Here is a 20,296-nt window from a genome sequence, read left to right as displayed (position 1 = left end):
GACTCGGACGCCTACACAAGGCTAATGTGATATTCGATGCTTTAGGCGTACGAAACCTTACGCCTTACAGCATAAACACACGCCCATCACAAAATCCTATGCTTCTCCAATATCTCGCGCCGAGCTTCTTCACGCGCCATCCGTTTTTTGCGTGCATCACAAGGTTCTGGGCAGTCACATACTTTTTCAAGCCCAAGGCTAGCAATACCACCGCAGCTGCCGTGGATACTTTTGCGTTTGATGATATAACCGATGGACATCGCGGCTATCACCACTAAAAACATCACAAAGGTCGCGATAAATACCGTTGCCATATCATTTACCTTTGGTTGATTGCACCAGATAAGGTTTGAAGGCCTCTGAATAGCGATCTTCAAAACCGTTTTCAGTCTTAACAATCATAAACACCGGAATTCCCAGCAAGTTTGCCAGCGCCATACCGCGCTCGGGTCCCATCACATCCAATCCGGTTGATAGACCATCAGCGGTCATACAGCTTGGTGCCAGTACGGTAATCGACACCAGATGATGCGTTACCGGACGCCCTGTTTTTGGGTCAATTTCATGAGAAAAACGCTGACCGTTCTTCTCAAAGTAGTTGCGATAATCTCCAGAAGTCGCAATCGCCATCTCCCCCGGCTGAATGATCACCTGCGCACTTTGCTGTAGACCCGCCTGCGGCTTTTCAATAGCAATACGCCACGGAGCACCATCTCCGTTAAGGCCTCGGGTACGTACTTCACCACCGATATCAACCATGTAATTAGTGATATGCAATGAGGCCAAATACTCAGCGGCTACGTCAACGCCATAACCTTTGGCAATAGACGAAAGATCCAGATAAAGCTGTGGAATATCCTTCACCAAAGCGTCACCTTGAACAGCCAAGTGTTCGATACCAATCCAGCTACGGCGCTGATTGATCTCCTCATCGCTCGGCACGCGGTCAGGACGACCTTCCGGTCCGAATCCCCACAGATTCACCAAGGGCCCCACCGTGATATCTAACGCGCCATCCGTCATCTTATTGATACGAATGGCTTCCGATACCACTTTCGCCGTCGCCGCCGAAACTGGGAATGGCTTATTCACATCCGTACTTTGATTAAAACGGCTTAGCTCCGAGTTAGAACGATAGGTCGACATCTGGTCGTTAACCAATTCCAAACGCTTATCTAGCTCAGCCTTAATCTCTTCAGGTGCAGGCATTCCCGATTCACTGACATATTTGATGGAGTAATACGTCCCCATCGTTTTACCTTCAATGTTGACCTGCTCCGGCCCACATCCTGTCAGTAAAAAAGCCAAACCGCAGAAAATCATCCACCGCGTTTTCTTAATAAAAAACGCGGTCGCCCGCGCAGTATTATTTATCATCATGTTCAACCAGTTTTTGGCTATGTCACAAAAAGCTCATCAAAAATAGATAGCCAATGGATGTCAAGATGCAGGAAGGCGGCAACGGAACGAATCCCCAGACGCTTACAAAAGTAAGTGACTGGGGTTAACTCGCGCAGCCAACACCGCCACTGCTTCAAGGACGATGGCTATCAGCCGCCGAAGTCATCAAGCATGATATTCTCGTCTTCTACCCCGAGATCTTTCAGCATCTTGATCACAGCAGCATTCATCATCGGTGGTCCACACATGTAGAACTCACAATCTTCTGGTGCTGGGTGGGCACGCAGATAGTTTTCAAGCAATACATTATGAATAAAGCCAGTGTAACCCGTCCAGTTATCTTCAGGCTGAGGATCGGACAATGCGATATTCCACGTGAAGTTTGGATTCTCTGCCGCAAGCTTATTGAAGTCTTCGACGTAGAACATTTCACGCGTTGAACGTGCACCGTACCAGAAACTCATCTTACGCTTAGTGTGCAAACGCTTGAGCTGATCGAAGATGTGCGAACGCATTGGTGCCATACCAGCACCACCGCCGATAAAGATCATCTCGGCATCGGTTTCTTTCGCAAAGAACTCACCGAATGGCCCAGAAATCGTTACTTTATCACCCGGCTTCAACGACCAGATATAGGAGGACATGATCCCCGGAGGCGCATCAGGCACGCCCGGAGGCGGCGTAGCAATACGCACGTTCAGCATGATCAGACCTTTCTCATCTGGGTAGTTCGCCATAGAGTAGGCTCGGATAGTCGGCTCAGTAACCTTGGATTCAAAGCGGAACAGATTGAACTTGTCCCAGTCGCCTCGGTACTCCTCTGGTACATCAAAATCAGCGTAGCGCACGTGGTGCGGTTCGCATTCGATTTGGATATACCCACCCGCACGGAATGGCACTGCTTCACCCTCAGGGATACGTAACTTTAGCTCTTTAATGAAAGTTGCGACGTTATCGTTGGAGATAACTTCACACTCCCACTTTTTCACGCCAAAGATCTCTTCCGGCAATTCGATTTTCAGATCCTGCTTCACGCTAACCTGACAGGCTAAACGACAGCCCTCTTTCGCCTCACGCTTGGAAATATGCGCCAACTCTGTGGGAAGAATATCGCCGCCACCTTCTTTAACGTGTACACGGCACTGGCCACATGAACCACCGCCACCACAGGCAGAAGAAACAAAAATCCCCTGACTAGACAGCATGTTTAACAATTTGTCACCGGCAGGAGCATCAAAGCTCTTTTCCGGATCGTCGTTCACTTCGACATGAATATCGCCGGTATTCACCAGCTTAGATTTGGCGAACAAGATCAGGACGGTCAGTGCCACCACGATCAGGGTGAACATCGCCACACCCAGAATAATTTCTTGCATAGGTTCCTTCCTGTCCTGTCAGAGATGTACGCCGGAGAAGGACATAAAGCCCAATGCCATCAGGCCGGTGGTCACAAATGTGATACCTAGCCCACGTAGCCCTGCGGGCACATTGGCATATTTCATTTTTTCGCGCAGACCCGCCATAGCCACAATGGCTAGCAGCCATCCGATCCCTGAACCAAAACCATATACCACGGACTCAGCGAAGTTGTAATCACGCTGAACCATGAATGATACCCCACCAAAAATGGCGCAGTTTACGGTAATTAACGGCAGGAAAATGCCCAGCGCGTTATACAGAGATGGGAAGAAACGATCGAGGATCATTTCCAGAATCTGCACCAAGGCCGCAATGACGCCAATGAAGGTGATAAAACTCAGGAAGCTTAAATCAACGCCCTCAACCAGCGCACTATCGCGCAGCACATAGTTATAGACCAGATTGTTGGCAGGAACAGAAATCCCCAAAACAACGGTCACAGCTACGCCCAAACCAAAAGCCGTGGTGACTTTCTTGGAAACGGCCAAAAATGTACACATACCCAAAAAGAAGGCTAATGCCATGTTTTCAATGAAAACCGAGCGAACAAATAGGCTGATATAATGTTCCATCTGCCTTACTCCTTCTCAATCTGTTCAGGCTTCAACGTACGCAGAGCCCAAATCAGCATACCGATAATAAAGAACGCACTCGGTGCCAGCAGGAACAGACCGTTCGGTTGATACCAACCGCCGTTTTGCACGCTTTCCAGCACGGTGATACCAAACAGCTTGCCTGAACCAAACAGTTCACGCAGGAAACCGACCAGAATCAGAATGACGCCATAGCCCAAACCGTTGCCGATACCGTCCATAAAACTTTCAATCGGCGGTGACTTCATGGCATAAGCTTCAGCACGCCCCATCACGATACAGTTGGTAATGATCAAACCAACAAACACCGAAAGTTGCTTCGAGATTTCATAGGCATAAGCACGCAAAATCTGGTCAACAACAATAACGAGCGAGGCAATAATCGCCATCTGCACAATAATGCGCACGCTGTTCGGGATCTGATGACGGATTAATGAAATAAAGAAGTTGGAGAACGCAGTAACCAGCGTTACGGCAATGGTCATCACGAATGCCGTTTCAAGCTTGGTCGTCACCGCCAACGCGGAACACACGCCCAGAATCTGCAAGGCAATCGGGTTGTTGTCGAGCAACGGCCCCAACAAAACTTTTTTAATCTCTTTAGTATCAGCCATGATTCAATGCTCCTTCACGAACGCGTTTCAGGAATGGCCCATAACCATTGTCACCCATCCAGAAATCAAAGGTATGCTGTACACCGTTCGCGGTCAGCGTCGCCCCCGACAGCCCGTCAACGCCGTGTGGATCCAGTGGATTTGCGCCACCTTTCACGATACGTATAGCCGGTTTACCACCGTCGTCAAACAGTTGCTTACCTACCCATTTCTCACGCCATGACGGATTTTCGATTTCTCCCCCCAGCCCCGGAGTTTCACCGTGCTCATAGAAGGTCAAACCTTTCACCGTATTGCCATCGGTGTCGATAGCCACAAAGGCGTACATCACCGACCACAGACCTGTTCCATATATCGGCAGCACAACCTGACCAATTTTGCCCTGTGCATCTTTTACCAAATACACTTCGACAATATTGCTACGGTGTTTGATACCCGCCAAATCCTGTTCAAGCGTCAATGCCGTACTCGCATTAGGATCTTTCAGCGCTTTGCTCATATCAAACGAGTTCGGCTCGCCTGCCGTAAACTCGCCGCTTTTCAGGTCAAGCAAACGTGGCTCAATACGCTCACCAAACAGCGTTTTAACCTGCTCGGCATCAAGCTTATCGCCATGCATCAACCCAGCAACCGCCAGAATGTTGCGTTGTTTATCCAGTTGCTTTTGCTCTTCCTGCATCGGCTTCAAGCCAACCGCTGAGCCAGCAACAATCACTGAACACACCAGACACAAAATCACGACCACCAGCAGCGTTCTGCCGATGCTATCGTTTTTGCCCGCGCTCGTTTTATTCACAGAATCCTTAGCCACGTGCTTTTCTCCTTTTGATGTTGGCGCGCACCACCATGTAATCGAACAATGGAGCAAACAGGTTTGCGAACAGGATCGCCAACATCATGCCTTCTGGGTAAGCAGGGTTAACCACGCGAACCAGAACGCACATCACACCAATCAACCCGCCGTACCACCATTTACCCTTATTGGTAAAGGAAGCCGATACCGGATCGGTTGCCATAAAGATCATACCGAAAGCGAAACCACCCAAGACTAAATGCCAGTACCACGGCATCGCAAACATTGGGTTAGTATCAGAACCAATAAAGTTAAACAGCGCAGACATCGCTATCATGCCAAGCATGACACCCGCTACAATGCGCCATGACGCAACGCGGCCAAACATAATAATCAGGCCACCGATCAGAATCATCAGCGTGGAAACTTCACCAATAGAACCTGGAATGTTACCAATGAAGGCATCCATCCAAGTCACATGCTGACCGGTAATCGTGTTCAGTAAACCGCTCTGACCACCCGCGCTCCACTGAGATAACGGCGTTGCCCCCGAATAGCCATCGGCTGCGTTCCATACCAAATCGCCAGAGATCTGCGCCGGATAGGCAAAGAACAGGAACGCACGGCCAGCCAATGCCGGGTTCAAGAAGTTACGCCCCGTACCGCCGAAAATCTCTTTGGCAATCACTACGCCGAATGAAATACCCAGCGCGGCCTGCCACAGTGGTAACGTTGGCGGCACAATCAAAGCAAACAGAATCGACGTGACGAAGAAACCTTCGTTGATTTCATGTTTGCGGATGATGGAAAACAGCACTTCCCAGAAACCGCCGACTAAGAACACGACGGCATAAATCGGCAGGAAATAGACTGCACCCAGCGTCATCATGCTAGCCCAACCAGCATTAGCCTGTAGGCTGGCACCCAACATTTCAGCTAACCAATAATGCCAATCTGAAGCAATCACCTGAGCCAGCTTTTCGCCCTGATACAGATGGTTCAACGCGCCGATAGTTTCGTGACCGACGTTGTACATTCCCCAAAACATCGTTGGGAATACCGCCAGCCAAACCAAAATCATCATGCGCTTTAAGTCGATCGCATCACGAACGTGCGACGCACCGTGCGTCACTTTGCCCGGCGTGTACATCAGCGTGGCAGCCGCTTCATAGAGCGGATAGTATTTTTGCAGCTTGCCACCCGGTTCGAAGTGGTGCTCCATGTTCTCGATAAAACTCTTCAGGCCCATGAATTATCCTTCCTGCTCAATGGTCGTCAGCACGTCGCGCAGCACTGGGCCATATTCATATTTGCCCGGGCACACAAAAGTACAGAGCGCGAGATCTTCCTCATCCAGCTCTAAGCATCCTAGAGCTTGAGCACTTTCACAGTCGCCAGACAGCAGATCGCGCAGCAGCATGGTGGGTAAGATATCCAACGGCATAACGCGCTCATAGTTGCCAATTGGCACCATGGCACGCTCACCACCGTTCATATCGGTGGAAAAAGCAAACAGTTTGCGTTTGAAGAAATGCCCCAGCGTGGTGCGGGTGATCGAGAATTTATTCGCGCCAGGCATCATCCAGCCTAGTAGCTCTTTCTCACGCCCTTCTTTCACTACGGAGATTTGATTATGGAAGCGGCCTAGGAAAGCTTTGGTGCCAATCGCCTGCGTCCCACTCAATACGGAGCCACTGATAATGCGATTATCACCCTGCTTTAGACGCCCAACCGTCATTTCGTCGGTGCTCGCGCCTAATCGGGTTCGCAGCAACACTGGTTTTTCTACCTGAGGGCCGCCCAAGGCGATAACGCGGTCGGTATACAATTCACCGGTGGTGAAAAGCTTACCGACGGCAATAACGTCCTGATAGCCAATATGCCAGACGGTTTTCGTCAGACTAACTGGCTCTAAGAAATGAATGTGAGTCCCTACCAACCCTGCTGGATGCGGGCCACTAAATTCGTTGTAGGTAACATTCGGAGCCGTTTTGTTTTGTAGCCCTGCGCCTGCCTGCTGGCATACGTAAACCTTTCCTTCGGTCAAACGGCTTAGCACGGTCAGCCCATGCTCGAAGTCAGCCATGTTTTCACGCAGGATCAGCAAAGGATCAGCAGCCAATGGCTGAGTATCCATTACGCTCACGAAAATAGCGGCGGTGTCAGAACCCAGCTTTGGGGCATGGCTAAACGGACGCGTACGCAGCGCGGTCCATAGACCCGATGCCACAAGATTGCTTTCGACCTGAGCTCGCGTCAAATCCGCCAGTTCGGCAGCATCATAGTGGGGAAATGTCACCTGCTCATCACCGTCGACGGCAATGACGACGGACTCCAGAACACGTTTTTCACCGCGATTGATCGCGATAACCTGTCCTGCAGCTGGAGCAGTAAACAATACGCCAGGATTCTTTTTATCTTCAAAAAGCACCTGACCTTTTTTAACTTGATCACCCTCTTGCACGACCATTGAAGGTCGCATGCCAACATAGTCGCCACCCAAAATGGCAACGCGACCGATGGCTGGGCCCTGTTCAATGACCGGGGCGGGTGCACCCTCGATAGGCAAATTAAGCCCTTTTTTAATTTTAATCATTTGGTTGCACTATATATATCGTCATGACATTAATGATGTGAACCCTGCAGGCGTTCCTGTATGCGCTATTTTCGTTAAGAAAAAAGAACATCGTTGCATGCAGATAAGAGATTGCTCATCGCTATCGGCGAATATTAACCCGAGGTATTACAGGGATTAAAAGCGATGTTACCGATAACCGCGCGATTTTACCATTTTACACCGCGAACATCAGCAGCATTGCCGTGACCTGCATCAAGCAAATTAGACATAGCGAGAAACAATTCATTTTTATCAGATGAACACCTCGGCTTTTATATGGCTATCAAGCAATGGTTATGATGCTTAATTTTAACTACACAAAGATTTCATCAGAAACGACTCAAAAAACACTCACTCCCGTTGCTCACTCTGGATTAAACTGACGCTGTTTTGGGAGCTGTCAACAGACTTAATCTGAAGATCTTCTATCTATAGTTTATTTGCAGGGTTATAAATGGGCAAAATCATCGCCTTGTTGGCCGTATTTTTTGTACTGCCACTGACGTCATGTAGTTCGTCTGCCAGTGAGCAGGCGCAAAATACACCACTGGTCAAACAGCAGCTATTGGGTTCTCCGGTTTATATTCAGATATTCAAAGAAGAAAGAAAGCTCGAACTTTTTGCCAAAGTTCAAGACAAATATCAACTGGTGCAAAGCTTCAATATCTGTAAGTTTTCAGGTGGATTAGGGCCGAAGCGTACCGAAGGGGATTTCAAAAGCCCTGAAGGTTTCTATCAGGTTGATGCGCGTCATTTGAAACCAAACAGTAAATTTTACCAAGCCATTAATATTGGATATCCGAATGCCTACGATCAGGCGCACGGTTATTCAGGCAAATATTTGATGATTCACGGTGACTGCGTTTCGATTGGTTGTTATGCGATGACTAACGAAGGTATCTCGCAAATTTATACCTATGTGCAAAGTGCATTTCGTAATGGACAAACGTTGGTCAATATCAATATTTATCCGTTCCGTATGACCGAGCAAAATATGCAGCGCCATCGCAACTCTGATTATTTGCCGTTCTGGAAACAGCTGCAGCCTGGCTATGCTTATTTCAATGAGCACCACCAGCCCCCTATGGTGAATGTCGTTAATGGTCAGTATGTGGTGAATCGCCCATCAGCGCTGGATGGGCAATCTCCGTCACAGCTGGCGTTCACCCAAACAAAATAAGGCATACTCCCCTGACCCAATGCGGCTCCAGTTTTCATTGCTGGTTAGGGGTTGAGTAGCAATCACGGTAACGACGTCATTCGGCGTCGTTTGTGATTGGAAATCAATTTCCACATCCTCATCTAATAGCGTTGCCTTACCGAAAGGTGCCCGACGCGTTATCCAATATAAATTCGTCGAGCAATAGGCCATCACAAAACGCCCATCAGACAGCAGCATATTAAATACGCCTTTTGCGCGTAATTCATCGGCGCATTGAGCAATAAAGCGGAATACCGCAGGCCAGTTACCCGGCGTTCTTGGATATCGGGTCGCCATTTTATTCAGCAGCCAACAAAATGCATATTCGCTATCGGTTTGACCAACTGGGCGGAAATATCCCGTTTCTAGATTTTTGTATCCGGTCAGTTGGCCATTATGTGCAAACGTCCAATTTCGCCCCCATAGTTCACGAGTAAAGGGGTGAGTATTTTCGAGTGCAACGGTACCGCGATTAGCCTGCCGAATATGAGAAATCACCGCGCAGGATTTTATTGGATACTCTTGCACCAAGCGAGCAATAGGTGAATTGAAACTAGGATGCGGATCTTTAAATGTACGGCAGCCGTTACCTTCATAAAAGGTTATACCCCATCCATCTTTATGTGGCCCGGTGCGCCCACCACGCTGTACCAAACCGGTAAAGCTGAAGCAGATGTCCGTCGGCACATTGGCACTCATACCGAGTAGTTCACACATAGCTACCTCCTGTTCCAACGTCGACGGTTATACATCAGGCACCGTCTGCCTTCTTTATGTTGCCGCTGAAAAGGGCGTCACTCGCCAGTTACGGTAAGTGAAAGAATTGAGCGCACGCCCCAACGCCAGCGCGCGTCCTGTCGCGCTGGCCCATACGATCAAGACATAAACGCTAATTTATGCCTCGCTCAAAAGGCAATCAAAATAGCTTATTTCACCATCTCTTTTTCAATCAACTGGATCAGGATATGTATCGCTTTAATGTGAATTTCCTGAATGCGGTCTGCATAGCCAAAGTGCGGTACACGGATTTCAACATCGGCGCTACCCGCCATTTTCCCGCCGTCTTTACCGGTCAGGGTAATCACTTTCATGCCTTTAGCGCGCGCGGCTTCAATCGCCTTAATGATGTTGCCAGAATTGCCTGAAGTTGAAATGCCCAACAGCACATCACCTTCACGGCCAACAGCTTCAACGTAGCGAGAGAATACGTACTCATAACCAAAGTCATTGCTCACGCAGGACAAATGGCTTGGATCAGAAATCGCGATTGCCGCATAGCCAGGGCGATTCTCACGGTAACGGCCTGTCAACTCTTCTGCAAAATGCATAGCATCGCAATGTGAACCCCCATTGCCGCAGGACAGCACTTTGCCACCCGCTTTGAATGAATCAGCCAGCAGAACCGCAGCGCGCTGAATAGCATCAATGTTAGCGTCATCGCCGATAAAATTTTGCAGCGTTGTCGCTGCTTCGTTCAGTTCACTACGAATGAGATCGTGGTACATAGCAGCCTCTTTATTACATAGAAAATGGCATTCGATATATTGTAAGAAGTGTAACGGATAGCACCCACCCCGAGAAGTACCGCAACGCGCGTTTTCACCGATCCTAGACTTTCTTTTTCGCTCATCATCGCTCATAGGCGGCGTTATTTAACTTGAAATGCGGTTTAAGGGTGAAATTGTGAGCTGCGTTGTAATTAATATGTAAACACATTGCTAAATAAAATTAACTCAACTACAACCTATATTATCTACAACAGGTCAGACCTCCTACTACTTGGTCCTCCTAACTCGACCTCTGAACGCGCAGGAGCATTAACATGATGGTTCTTAGTCTTGTGGTTTTTTTGATAGCGATTGGCGTGCTGTTCTATCACCAAGTTAATCTCTATCTAAGCAGCGCTATTTTGCTGGCATACACCGCAGCCATGGCTGCAATTGGTCTCTGGTCGTTCTGGGCACTGGTTCCGGTTGCCGTGGTCTTATTACCACTGGTACTGGTTTCGGTGCGCCGTTCACTGATCTCTGCGCCAGCCTTAAAAGCATTCCAAAAAGTCATGCCGCCAATGTCTCGCACCGAGAAAGAAGCTATCGATGCAGGAACGACATGGTGGGAAGGCGATATTTTCCGTGGGACGCCAGACTGGAAAAAACTGCATGATTATCCGCAGCCTAAGCTAACGGAAGAAGAACAAGCATTTCTGGATGGCCCAGTGGAAGAAGCTTGCCGCATGGCAAATGATTTCCAGATCACTCATGAACTGGCTGACTTGCCGCCTGAACTGTGGGCCTATCTGAAAGAACATCGCTTCTTCGCCATGATTATCAAAAAACAGTATGGCGGTCTGGAGTTCTCTGCCTACGCTCAGTCGCGTGTACTGCAAAAACTGTCTGGTGTGTCAGGTATTTTGTCTATCACCGTGGGTGTTCCTAACTCCCTCGGCCCCGGCGAACTGTTGCAACATTACGGTACCGAAGCGCAAAAAGATCACTATTTACCGCGCTTAGCGCGTGGTGAAGAGATCCCTTGTTTCGCGCTAACCAGCCCTGAAGCGGGTTCCGACGCTGGCGCAATTCCAGACGTAGGGATCGTGTGCATGGGTGAATGGCAAGGCAAGCAAACTCTGGGCATGCGCCTGACATGGAACAAGCGTTACATCACTCTCGCTCCGATTGCGACCGTGCTTGGCTTAGCCTTCAAGCTTTCTGACCCTGAGCGTTTACTCGGTGGTGAAGAACACTTAGGTATTACCTGTGCGCTTATTCCAACCGATACCGATGGCGTAGAAATTGGTGCTCGTCACTTCCCTCTGAACGTACCGTTCCAAAACGGCCCGACGCGTGGCCAAGATGTTTTCGTTCCTATCGATTTCATTATCGGTGGACAAACCATGGCCGGCCAAGGCTGGCGTATGCTGGTCGAATGCTTGTCGGTTGGGCGAGGTATCACATTGCCGTCTAACGCGACCGGCAGCCTGAAAAGCGTCGCACTGGCCATTGGTGCATATGCCAACATCCGTCGCCAATTCAAAATCTCGATCGGTAAAATGGAAGGGATTGAAGAACCATTAGCGCGCATTGCGGGTAACGCTTACGTCATGGATGCGGCAGCAACCTTAGTGACCTATGGCATCATGCAAGGTGAGAAACCTGCGGTGCTGTCAGCGATTATTAAATATCACTGTACCCATAGGGGCCAGCGTTCAATCATTGATGCAATGGATATCGCCGGTGGTAAAGGCATTATGCTCGGTGAATCAAACTTTGTGGCACGTGCTTATCAAGGTGCTCCGATCGCCATCACCGTTGAAGGCGCCAATATTCTGACGCGCAGCATGATGATCTTCGGTCAGGGCGCAATCCGCTGCCATCCTTATGTACTGGATGAAATGGCTGCCGCGCAGGACAACAGCGTTCCGCGCTTTGATAAGTTGCTGTTTAGCCACTTAGGTCATGTTGGTAGCCATAAAGTACGTAGCTTCTGGCTGGGTCTGACCGATGGCCGCACCAGCGCCACGCCAACCAAAGATGCAACACGCCGCTACTATCAACAGATTAACCGCATGAGCTCTAACCTAGCGCTGTTATCTGATGTATCCATGGGCGTACTGGGGGGTTCACTGAAACGCCGTGAACGTATCTCAGCACGATTGGGGGATTTGCTCAGCCAGCTGTTCTTAGCCACTGCGGTTCTGAAACGTTACGAAGATGAAGGCCGCAACGAAGCGGATCTGCCGCTGGTGCATTGGGGTGTTCAGGATGCGTTGCATCAGGCTGAACAGGCCATCGATGACCTGCTGCGCAACTTCCCGAACGGCTTTGTGGCTGGCGTCATGCGCGCTGTGATTTTCCCACTCGGCCGCGCTCATACCGCCCCATCTGATTATCTGGATCATAAAGTGGCGAAAATCCTTCAGGTTCCATCCGCCACACGTAGCCGCATTGGTCGTGGAATGTATCTCACGCCAAGCGAACACAACCCACATGGTTTGATCGAAGCCGCGCTGGCAGACGTGATTGCCGCAGACCCAATCCATCAGCGCATCTGTAAAGCGCTGGGTAAAAACCTGCCGTTCACCCGCTTGGATCAGTTGGCAAAGGCAGCGCTGGATAAAGGACTGATCAACGCTGAAGAGCAGGCAATCCTAGTGAAAGCAGAGGAAAGCCGCCTGCGTACCATCAACGTCGATGAATTCGAGCCTGAAGCGCTAGCTGCTGCCGTCGTACCAGAAAAAGAACCGGTACAAGCCACGCATACGGAGAAAAACCTGCCGGAAAAGCAGAATGGCCTGCGGAAAAACGAGGCCGCTTAATCTGAACTATCATGAAAATAGCGGGTCGTATGGCAATCAGTCACATTAAACCCGCTATTAATTTATAGATAGCGAGCTATTAAGCTTTAGTTAGCTAACTATCAAAAAATTATAGCTATAAGCGAAGATACACGCGCAAGGAAAGCACGTCATGGGCATGATAATCATCCCCGGTTTTATTTTATTTTGTTTCCTCTTGATACTGGCTGCAGTGTTGATGGCAAAACTATCCAAAGCCACAACGCCGGACAAGAAACTAATTCTAGGTTTAGGATTAGTGCTAGTGTTAAGTGTAGCTGGCTACATTGGTTGGATAGGATATCAATTATTCACCTTAGGTCACTAAGACAAAAAAAGCCCAGATTCTCATCTGGGCTTTTTGATGTTCAGTACTGACGCGATTTAGATCGCTTCCTCATCCTGCTCACCGGTACGAATACGCACTACGCGCGCAACGTCGAAGACAAAGATTTTTCCATCGCCAATTTTGCCAGTTTGAGCGGTCTGCATGATGGTTTCTACGCAGGTATCTACGATGTCATCGGCAACGACGATTTCAATTTTTACCTTCGGCAAGAAATCGACCATGTATTCCGCGCCACGATACAGTTCCGTATGACCTTTCTGGCGCCCAAAACCTTTAACTTCGGTGACGGTCATACCAGTGATCCCCACTTCAGCCAGCGCTTCGCGAACATCATCCAGCTTGAATGGCTTAATAATTGCGTCAATCTTCTTCATTGCTAATCCCTTTACCAGTTTTTGCGGCCAAAGCCAGATGTAATCGGATAGCGACGATCTTTGCCAAAGTTGCGCGCGGTAATTCGCGGCCCAACTGCAGCCTGACGGCGCTTATATTCATTAATATCAACCAAACGAATAACCTTTCGCACCACCGCCTCGTCAAAGCCTGCGGCAACCAAATCAGCTACCGACTTGTCTTGCTCAACGTAGCCTTCCAGAATTGCATCCAGAATGTCATACGGCGGTAAGCTATCCTGATCGAGCTGATCGGGAGCCAGTTCTGCTGATGGTGGACGATCAATAACGCGCTGCGGGATCACATAGGATACCGTATTACGATATTCAGATAGCTTGAATACTAGCGTTTTTGGCACGTCTTTCAACACATCAAAACCACCGGCCATATCACCGTAAAGCGTGGCGTAGCCTACGGCCATTTCACTCTTATTACCGGTAGTTAGAACCAAACGGCGGCGTTTATTCGACAGTGCCATCAGCACTACGCCACGGCAACGCGCCTGTAAATTCTCTTCGGTGGTATCGCGCTCAGTTCCAGCGAACATCGGTGCAAGCTGGCCCATAAAGGCATCAAACATCGGTTCGATGGAGACAATATCAAACTCGACACCCAGAATTTCAGCTTCTTCTTTCGCATCAGCAATGCTGATATCCGCGGTGTAACGGAATGGCATCATCATCGCTTGAACTTTATCTTTACCCAGCGCATCTACGGCAATCGCCAGCGTCAACGCCGAATCGATACCGCCAGATAGGCCGAGCACCGCGCCTTGGAAGCCATTTTTCGTGACGTAATCACGCACGGCTAGCACCAACGCTTCATAAACCTGTGCCAGTTCGGGCAGGCTAGCGGCCGGTGCAACCATCGGTTCCACCTGCATATCATGCAAATTGAATAAGGCAGTTTGTTCAGCGAAGGCTGCTAAGCGGTGCGTCATATTACCGGACGCATCAAAGCCTTTAGAACAACCATCAAAAATGAGTTCGTCCTGCCCCCCCACCTGATTCAGATACACCAGAGGTAATCCAGTGCGTTGGCAGTGGCTCGTCAGCAAGGTTTTGCGGATATAGGGTTTTTCACGGTTGTACGGAGAGGCATTGATCGACAGCAGCACTTCAGCGCCCGCCGCCGCAACGGCATCAACGGGGCCATCGAACCACAGATCTTCACAAATCAGCAGACCTAAACGATAGCCTTTGAGCTCAACCACACAGCTCTCATGACCCGCTGAGAAATAGCGTTTCTCATCGAATACGCCATAGTTTGGCAGCTGCTGTTTGAAATAACGCGCAACCAACTGTCCCTCAGAGAACAGAGATAGCGCATTATATAAATGCTCTCCTTCACGCCACGGATGACCAACTAAAACCGCGATATCTGTCGATGCCTGCTGCAAACGATCCAACTGCGCCTGACAACGCAGATAAAAATCATCACGGTACAGCAAATCTTCAGGTGGATAGCCCGAAAGCGCCAATTCAGAAAACATCACCAAATCGGCACCCGCTTTGCGCTGCTCGCACAAAGTATTCAGCATACGTTCGGTGTTACCTTCGATATCACCCACCAGCCAGTTGAGCTGGGCTAACGCAATAGAAAGAGATCGACTCATAATTACTCACTTCCTTCGTATTCGAAGCGGCGACCTTGTCGCCACTCCAACTACTTTGGATATAAAAAAGAGGCTGGTTTAATGCGCCAAGTGTAAAACATTCTCATCACTTTGTTTAGCGCCCTAAACGACCAAAAGCACTCGAATTCCCCAGCGTAATTTGACCAGCGGCACCAAGTACGCAGGGGATCCCTATTCTTTGAAATCAGCCGCATCTAACTCATGCCGCGCCAGCAGCTTATAAAACTCGGTACGGTTACGACCAGCCAAACGTGCGGCATTGGTGACGTTGCCTTTCGTTATTTGCAGGAGTTTGCGCAAATAGTTAAGTTCAAAGTGGTTACGCGCCTCAGCAAACGTTGGCAATACCGTATTTTCGCCTTCCAGCGCCTGCTCAACTAAGGCTTCGCTGATCACTGGAGCGCTGGTTAACGCAACGCATTGTTCGATAACGTTAACTAATTGACGCACATTTCCCGGCCAGCTCGCGGCCATTAAGCGGCGCATGGCATCAGTAGAAAAACTACGTACGAAAGGTTTATGGCGTTGAGCCGATTCGCGCAGCAGATGGTTGGCGAGCAGAGGAATGTCTTCAGCGCGCTCGTTTAGCGCCGGAATCTTCAGACTCACCACATTTAGGCGATAGAACAGATCCTCGCGGAACTCTCCTTTCGCCATCGCTTTTGGCAAATCGCGATGCGTGGCGGAAATAATACGCACGTTGATATCGATATCGCGGTTGCTGCCTAACGGGCGCACCTTGCGTTCTTGCAGCACGCGCAACAGTTTTACCTGTAGCGCCAGCGGCATATCACCGATTTCATCCAGAAACAGTGTGCCACCCTCTGCTGCTTGGAATAGCCCTTCTCGGCTACTCACGGCACCGGTAAAAGCGCCTTTAGCATGACCAAACAGCTCAGATTCCAATAACTGTTCTGGCAATGCGCCGCAGTTGATTGCAATAAACGCTTTTCCTGCCCGTGGGCTGGCGGCATGAATCGCTTGCGCGAGCACTTCTTTACCCGTGCCACTTTGCCCGTTAATCAGCACGCTAACATCTGATTGAGCCACCATATTTGCCTGTTCCAGCAGACGCAACATGGTTGGGCTACGCGTGACGATACCTTCGCGCCAAGTGTCATCACCCGCAGCGGGCATCGACTGAGCTAAGGCCTCATCAATCGCTTTATAAAGGGCATCACGATCAACCGGCTTGGTTAAGAAACCAAATACACCTTGTTGAGTTGCCGCAACCGCATCAGGAATCGAGCCATGAGCGGTAAGAATAATCACCGGCATACCGGGCTGACGCTTTTGGATTTCAGCAAACAGCGCCATCCCATCCATTTCATCCATCCGCAGGTCGCTGATGACTAAATCAATCTGTTCACGCCCTAACACACGTAATGCGTCATGCCCGCTTTCTGCCGTAGTAACACGGAATCCTTCACTACTCAGGCGCATCCCCAGTAGCTTTAGCAAGCTGGGATCATCATCCACTAACAGTAAATTAGCTGGTTTACGTTGTGTCATTCAGTGTGGCTCCTTAGTGGGCGTCCGTGTTAGCAGGTTCTGAAGCTGGCTTGCCACTGGCCTCTGCCGGAGCTTTACTCTCAGATTTCCCTGTGTCGTCAGAGCTATCTTCTTTCACCGACGGATCGGACATCTCTCCCGACATCTGCTTGCGTGAAGAGAGCTGACGTTCGATATCTGTCAGGTTTTCTAGCTTACGAGTGGTGTCATCAAGTTGGTACTGCAACCGCCCCTGCGTTTCTCGTAGCGCATCTAGCTGCGAATCCGTACTGGCTTGTAACTTTTGATAACGCGCTTTTTCATCGAGAATATTGATCATCAGCATCTGTTTTTCGCGCCACAGCTGTATCAACGGACGCACAGAAGCAGGGAACTCGGAACGATAACCGTTCAAGCGATCGATAATCTGTCGACGCTCGGCGGCTGTTGGCTCTGCGCTGCCAACCAGAACACTTTGTTTAAACACACGCTGCCAATTTTCACTGCCCAGCGAGCGAGCCTGCAACCGCGCCTCTTGCCCGCTCAGGCGATCGGCACAGTCCATCGCGCGCAGCCAATAAAGCCCATTCTCAACGGCTTCTTTGTCATCATTAAACCAGAGGGTCTCGCAAGAGGCCGTTTGATAATCCACCACTTTACTGTCAGGAATAATCGCCTGTACGGCATGAGAAACCGGATTACCGGTGCCCGTTTTAGCGCACCCTGTTAGCAAAAATGGAACCAACAACATAGCGCCCAATGCGGAAAATGGACGCAAAACAGACGCCATACGGCAAAGGCCGTCAGCGTCAATCAAATGTTCGTTGAATAGGGCGCGAACAGACCACTTATTCATTAGTTATGAGATCTCTGCGGTTAATGGTAATTCAATGCGAAAACAGACGTCAGCGCCGTCTACGGTCACCAGATGTAAATCACCCTGCATTCGGCGGATACAATCTCGGGCAATGCTTAGCCCCAAGCCGCTCCCTTTTACAGCGCCTTTACGTTGAAGACTTCCCTGATAAAAAGGTTCAAAAATCATGGCCTGCTCAGCCGACGGGATGCCAGCACCGGTGTTAGCCACATCTATCTGTATTTTATCACCAGCCAAACGACTGCGGATCCAGATGGTACCGGATTCCGCCCCATAGTGCACCGCATTGGAATAGAGATTATCAATAACGCGTTCTAATAGCGTAGGTTCTGCCCAGCAAAGGTCAACGTTTAGCTCAGTAAGTGTACGGATAGATTTGGCTCGTGCAGGCAAACTGTGGGCCGACACCACCAGCCCGACCATCTCGCCCAGATTAACATTTTCTTTCTCCATCGGGGCATCTGCCAGCTTGCGGTTGTAATCCAATAGCTGTTCGATGAGCTGCTGCAAATGACGACTGCTGGAGTCCAAAATGCCGACCACTTCCTTTTGATCCTGAGTGAGCGGGCCTGCGACCTCATCGGCTAACAGCTCCGTTCCTTCTCGCATGCTGGCAAGCGGCGTTTTCAATTCGTGAGAGATGTGACGTAAGAACTCATGACGCTGCGACTCTAACCAAGAAAGGCGTTCACTCAACCAAACAATGCGCTGTGCCAACGATCTGATTTCACGCGGACCACGAAACGCCACCATATTGCCAACGTTTTTGCCCTCGCCTAGACGATTAATCATGCGCTCGACCCCCTTCACAGGGCCGATAATCATGCGAGTAAACAGAAATACCAGCAGCACACTCACTAAAAACAACACCAGTGCCTGCCAACCAAAGAACTGTCCACGCTCGGCAATAGCCTGCTGTAGCTGTTGTCCGCGCGTGAAAATAACGTCTCGCGTCGCCTGAACCATTTGGCCATTTGCCACTGAAAAACCAGCCAATAAAGCCGATGCCTGAGTCACAGGCGCATTATTCTGACACTGAAAAGTCGCCAGTTGGTCAATCAAACCGTTTAACTTTTGGTAATAACGTGGGTCTGGCAACACAGACGCCTGACGCTCCAGCATTTGAGAGTATTGCCCGCGCTGTTTTTGATACAGCTTAGAAAGTGATTCATCGCCTAGCACACAGAACTGCCGGTAGCTACGTTCCATTTCCACCGCAAGGCTCGCCATCGCTTCGCTGCGACGCGCATCGGAAAGCGTGGTGCGGTTGATGTCGGCCGCCTGGGAGCTCAAATTATTAAGGCCTTGGTAGGCTTGATAAGCCAGCACCAATAAAGGCAGCAATACCAGCAGAAATGCCAGCAAGACTAGCTGACGTAGCGAACGAGGAAATAAACGCCATCTCTTCAAGGAAATCATCTCATTACCTAAAGGTTTACCCAGATGCTAACTGAGTCAGGCAGGGGGAGCAATTCTTCAATACATACTCGGCATTCGGGGCGATACGTAGCCGAGCAAAACATCGCGTGACTAGGATTAACGAGCGCGGCCAACGCACATGCAGCGTAATAACTGACGGGAATAAAACAAAAACCCGAAGGCAGATAACTGTCTTCGGGTTCCGTTGGCTGAATGATATCGCTACTGCAATTCTCGTCTTCAGTGTGATGAGGTAAACCGTCATCGGCGCCGTACAACGGCAAATAAGACGAATGTCATTCATTTTATGTCCCAAATTGATGAACCAATCATCACAGTCGGACATTGAATAGGTGGCGCCTCACTCAACGTGTCGTCCGGAGTTTGATAAAGCGCGTAAGCGACTGTTATCGGATAGTTGGACGGTAGGCACCTTACTTTGGCGTCATTCGATGGCTTATGTAGCCTGACTCGCTATTGCGGTCGCTGACATAAAAGAGTGAATGAGCAACTGTGTTATACAATGCACGTACCGTGCCAACTTCATAAGACTCATTCTAACAATATAAAATATAAGTATTTTTAAATAAAAATACATTTATATAGGCAATCAATATAGGCGTTATCCTTGGTTCAGCTATATATTTTGCTCTTTTTTTCACCTAGCCGTCGCTAAAAGTAGACACTATGGGTATCGGTTATCACTGCCGTTAAAAATCAATAGGTTAAATGTCTCTTTTTGGAGACACTCATAGTGGGGTGATGTTGTTGTTTTGCGACATAGGGGAATTGCTTGGTTGGCTGACTGTCGTTGATGGGATTGCGGTGGCATGTTTCGTTCGCAGATGTCACCGTTGTGTAATATTCCACCCGCCTGTCGATACCGAGCTTCATTGATACACCGGTGAAGGCGTACGTGCAGAGACCACCAGCTCGTGGTCTCTGCACTCGCGCGCTTTTATCCGAGACGCCATCTCCGCTCCGGTTTGGAACGCTAATCCTCTATGGGGTTGCAGTGAAATATTTCGTTCGCCTGTCAGCAAACGCGTTTCCATGAGCACACTGGCGAAGGCGACCGATGAGAGCCCCGTTGCGCGGGGGCTCTCAACTCGCGCGCTTCTGTCCGAGATGCCATCTCCGCTTCGGTTTGGTATCGCCCG

The 20,296-nt window shown here is 49.5% G+C and carries 18 protein-coding genes; 3 read left to right on the top strand and 15 right to left on the bottom strand.

Going from position 1 to position 20,296, the window contains the following annotated elements; all coding sequences use genetic code 11:
* Positions 1-86 precede the first annotated feature (86 nt).
* From nqrM to M988_RS04295, 8 genes are all read right to left on the bottom strand, one after another.
* The gene (gene nqrM / locus M988_RS04330) at positions 87-314 is read right to left on the bottom strand and encodes a (Na+)-NQR maturation NqrM (protein WP_064572981.1); all 228 of its coding nucleotides are present in this window, start codon (positions 312-314) and stop codon (positions 87-89) included.
* Between the two features lies 1 nt (position 315).
* Positions 316-1,323: an FAD:protein FMN transferase gene (locus tag M988_RS04325; protein WP_175320383.1), complete on the bottom strand. Its 1,008-nt coding sequence runs from the start codon at positions 1,321-1,323 to the stop codon at positions 316-318.
* 227 nt (positions 1,324-1,550) lie between these two features.
* Complete coding sequence (nqrF, locus tag M988_RS04320) at positions 1,551-2,777, bottom strand: NADH:ubiquinone reductase (Na(+)-transporting) subunit F (RefSeq protein WP_064572977.1); 1,227 nt, start codon at positions 2,775-2,777, stop codon at positions 1,551-1,553.
* Positions 2,778-2,795: 18 nt separating this feature from the next.
* Positions 2,796-3,392 carry an NADH:ubiquinone reductase (Na(+)-transporting) subunit E gene (gene nqrE, locus M988_RS04315; protein WP_004847642.1) on the bottom strand — a complete coding sequence of 199 codons (597 nt, stop codon included), beginning with the start codon at positions 3,390-3,392 and terminating at the stop codon, positions 2,796-2,798.
* Positions 3,393-3,397: 5 nt separating this feature from the next.
* Positions 3,398-4,027: an NADH:ubiquinone reductase (Na(+)-transporting) subunit D gene (locus tag M988_RS04310; protein ID WP_008814474.1), complete on the bottom strand. Its 630-nt coding sequence runs from the start codon at positions 4,025-4,027 to the stop codon at positions 3,398-3,400.
* Positions 4,020-4,838 carry a Na(+)-translocating NADH-quinone reductase subunit C gene (locus M988_RS04305; RefSeq protein ID WP_064572975.1) on the bottom strand — a complete coding sequence of 273 codons (819 nt, stop codon included), beginning with the start codon at positions 4,836-4,838 and terminating at the stop codon, positions 4,020-4,022. The genes M988_RS04310 and M988_RS04305 overlap by 8 nt, the downstream gene beginning before the upstream one ends.
* Complete coding sequence (locus tag M988_RS04300; protein ID WP_008814476.1) at positions 4,831-6,069, bottom strand: NADH:ubiquinone reductase (Na(+)-transporting) subunit B; 1,239 nt, start codon at positions 6,067-6,069, stop codon at positions 4,831-4,833. Before M988_RS04300 ends, M988_RS04305 begins: the two co-directional genes overlap by 8 nt.
* A 3-nt stretch (positions 6,070-6,072) precedes the next feature.
* A complete protein-coding gene (locus M988_RS04295) occupies positions 6,073-7,416 on the bottom strand; it encodes a Na(+)-translocating NADH-quinone reductase subunit A (RefSeq protein ID WP_064572973.1) in 1,344 nt (447 codons plus the stop codon).
* A gap of 475 nt (positions 7,417-7,891) precedes the next feature.
* On the opposite strand from M988_RS04295, the gene dpaA reads away from it, so the two are divergent.
* The gene (dpaA, locus tag M988_RS04290; protein WP_008814478.1) at positions 7,892-8,617 is read left to right on the top strand and encodes a peptidoglycan meso-diaminopimelic acid protein amidase; all 726 of its coding nucleotides are present in this window, start codon (positions 7,892-7,894) and stop codon (positions 8,615-8,617) included.
* Here dpaA and M988_RS04285 read toward each other — a convergent pair.
* Positions 8,588-9,355: a class II glutamine amidotransferase gene (locus tag M988_RS04285; protein WP_008814479.1), complete on the bottom strand. Its 768-nt coding sequence runs from the start codon at positions 9,353-9,355 to the stop codon at positions 8,588-8,590. The genes dpaA and M988_RS04285 overlap by 30 nt on opposite strands.
* 209 nt (positions 9,356-9,564) lie before the next feature.
* Positions 9,565-10,143 (bottom strand): D-sedoheptulose 7-phosphate isomerase, encoded by a 579-nt coding sequence (gene lpcA, locus M988_RS04280; RefSeq protein WP_008814480.1) that lies wholly within the window; start codon positions 10,141-10,143, stop codon positions 9,565-9,567.
* Between the two features lie 317 nt (positions 10,144-10,460).
* On the opposite strand from lpcA, the gene fadE reads away from it, so the two are divergent.
* A complete protein-coding gene (gene fadE / locus M988_RS04275) occupies positions 10,461-12,953 on the top strand; it encodes an acyl-CoA dehydrogenase FadE (protein WP_064572971.1) in 2,493 nt (830 codons plus the stop codon).
* A 151-nt stretch (positions 12,954-13,104) separates the two neighbouring features.
* Complete coding sequence (locus M988_RS04270; protein WP_039189958.1) at positions 13,105-13,299, top strand: hypothetical protein; 195 nt, start codon at positions 13,105-13,107, stop codon at positions 13,297-13,299.
* A gap of 56 nt (positions 13,300-13,355) precedes the next feature.
* On the opposite strand, the gene glnB is transcribed toward M988_RS04270, so the two are convergent.
* From glnB to M988_RS04245, 5 genes are all read right to left on the bottom strand, one after another.
* Positions 13,356-13,694 carry a nitrogen regulatory protein P-II gene (glnB, locus tag M988_RS04265; protein ID WP_004847623.1) on the bottom strand — a complete coding sequence of 113 codons (339 nt, stop codon included), beginning with the start codon at positions 13,692-13,694 and terminating at the stop codon, positions 13,356-13,358.
* Positions 13,695-13,705: 11 nt separating this feature from the next.
* The gene (locus tag M988_RS04260; RefSeq protein ID WP_039189995.1) at positions 13,706-15,328 is read right to left on the bottom strand and encodes an NAD+ synthase; all 1,623 of its coding nucleotides are present in this window, start codon (positions 15,326-15,328) and stop codon (positions 13,706-13,708) included.
* A gap of 192 nt (positions 15,329-15,520) precedes the next feature.
* On the bottom strand, positions 15,521-16,861 hold the full coding sequence (glrR, locus tag M988_RS04255; protein ID WP_004094641.1) for a two-component system response regulator GlrR: 1,341 nt from the start codon (positions 16,859-16,861) through the stop codon (positions 15,521-15,523).
* A 13-nt stretch (positions 16,862-16,874) separates the two neighbouring features.
* Complete coding sequence (qseG, locus tag M988_RS04250; RefSeq protein WP_064572969.1) at positions 16,875-17,696, bottom strand: two-component system QseEF-associated lipoprotein QseG; 822 nt, start codon at positions 17,694-17,696, stop codon at positions 16,875-16,877.
* 3 nt (positions 17,697-17,699) lie between these two features.
* On the bottom strand, positions 17,700-19,136 hold the full coding sequence (locus M988_RS04245; RefSeq protein ID WP_008814484.1) for a sensor histidine kinase: 1,437 nt from the start codon (positions 19,134-19,136) through the stop codon (positions 17,700-17,702).
* Positions 19,137-20,296: the final 1,160 nt, after the last annotated feature.

The sequence above is a fragment of the Hafnia paralvei ATCC 29927 genome (assembly GCF_001655005.1).
Taxonomy (GTDB): domain Bacteria; phylum Pseudomonadota; class Gammaproteobacteria; order Enterobacterales; family Enterobacteriaceae; genus Hafnia; species Hafnia paralvei.
This window is presented reverse-complemented; position numbering and strand designations above follow the sequence as displayed.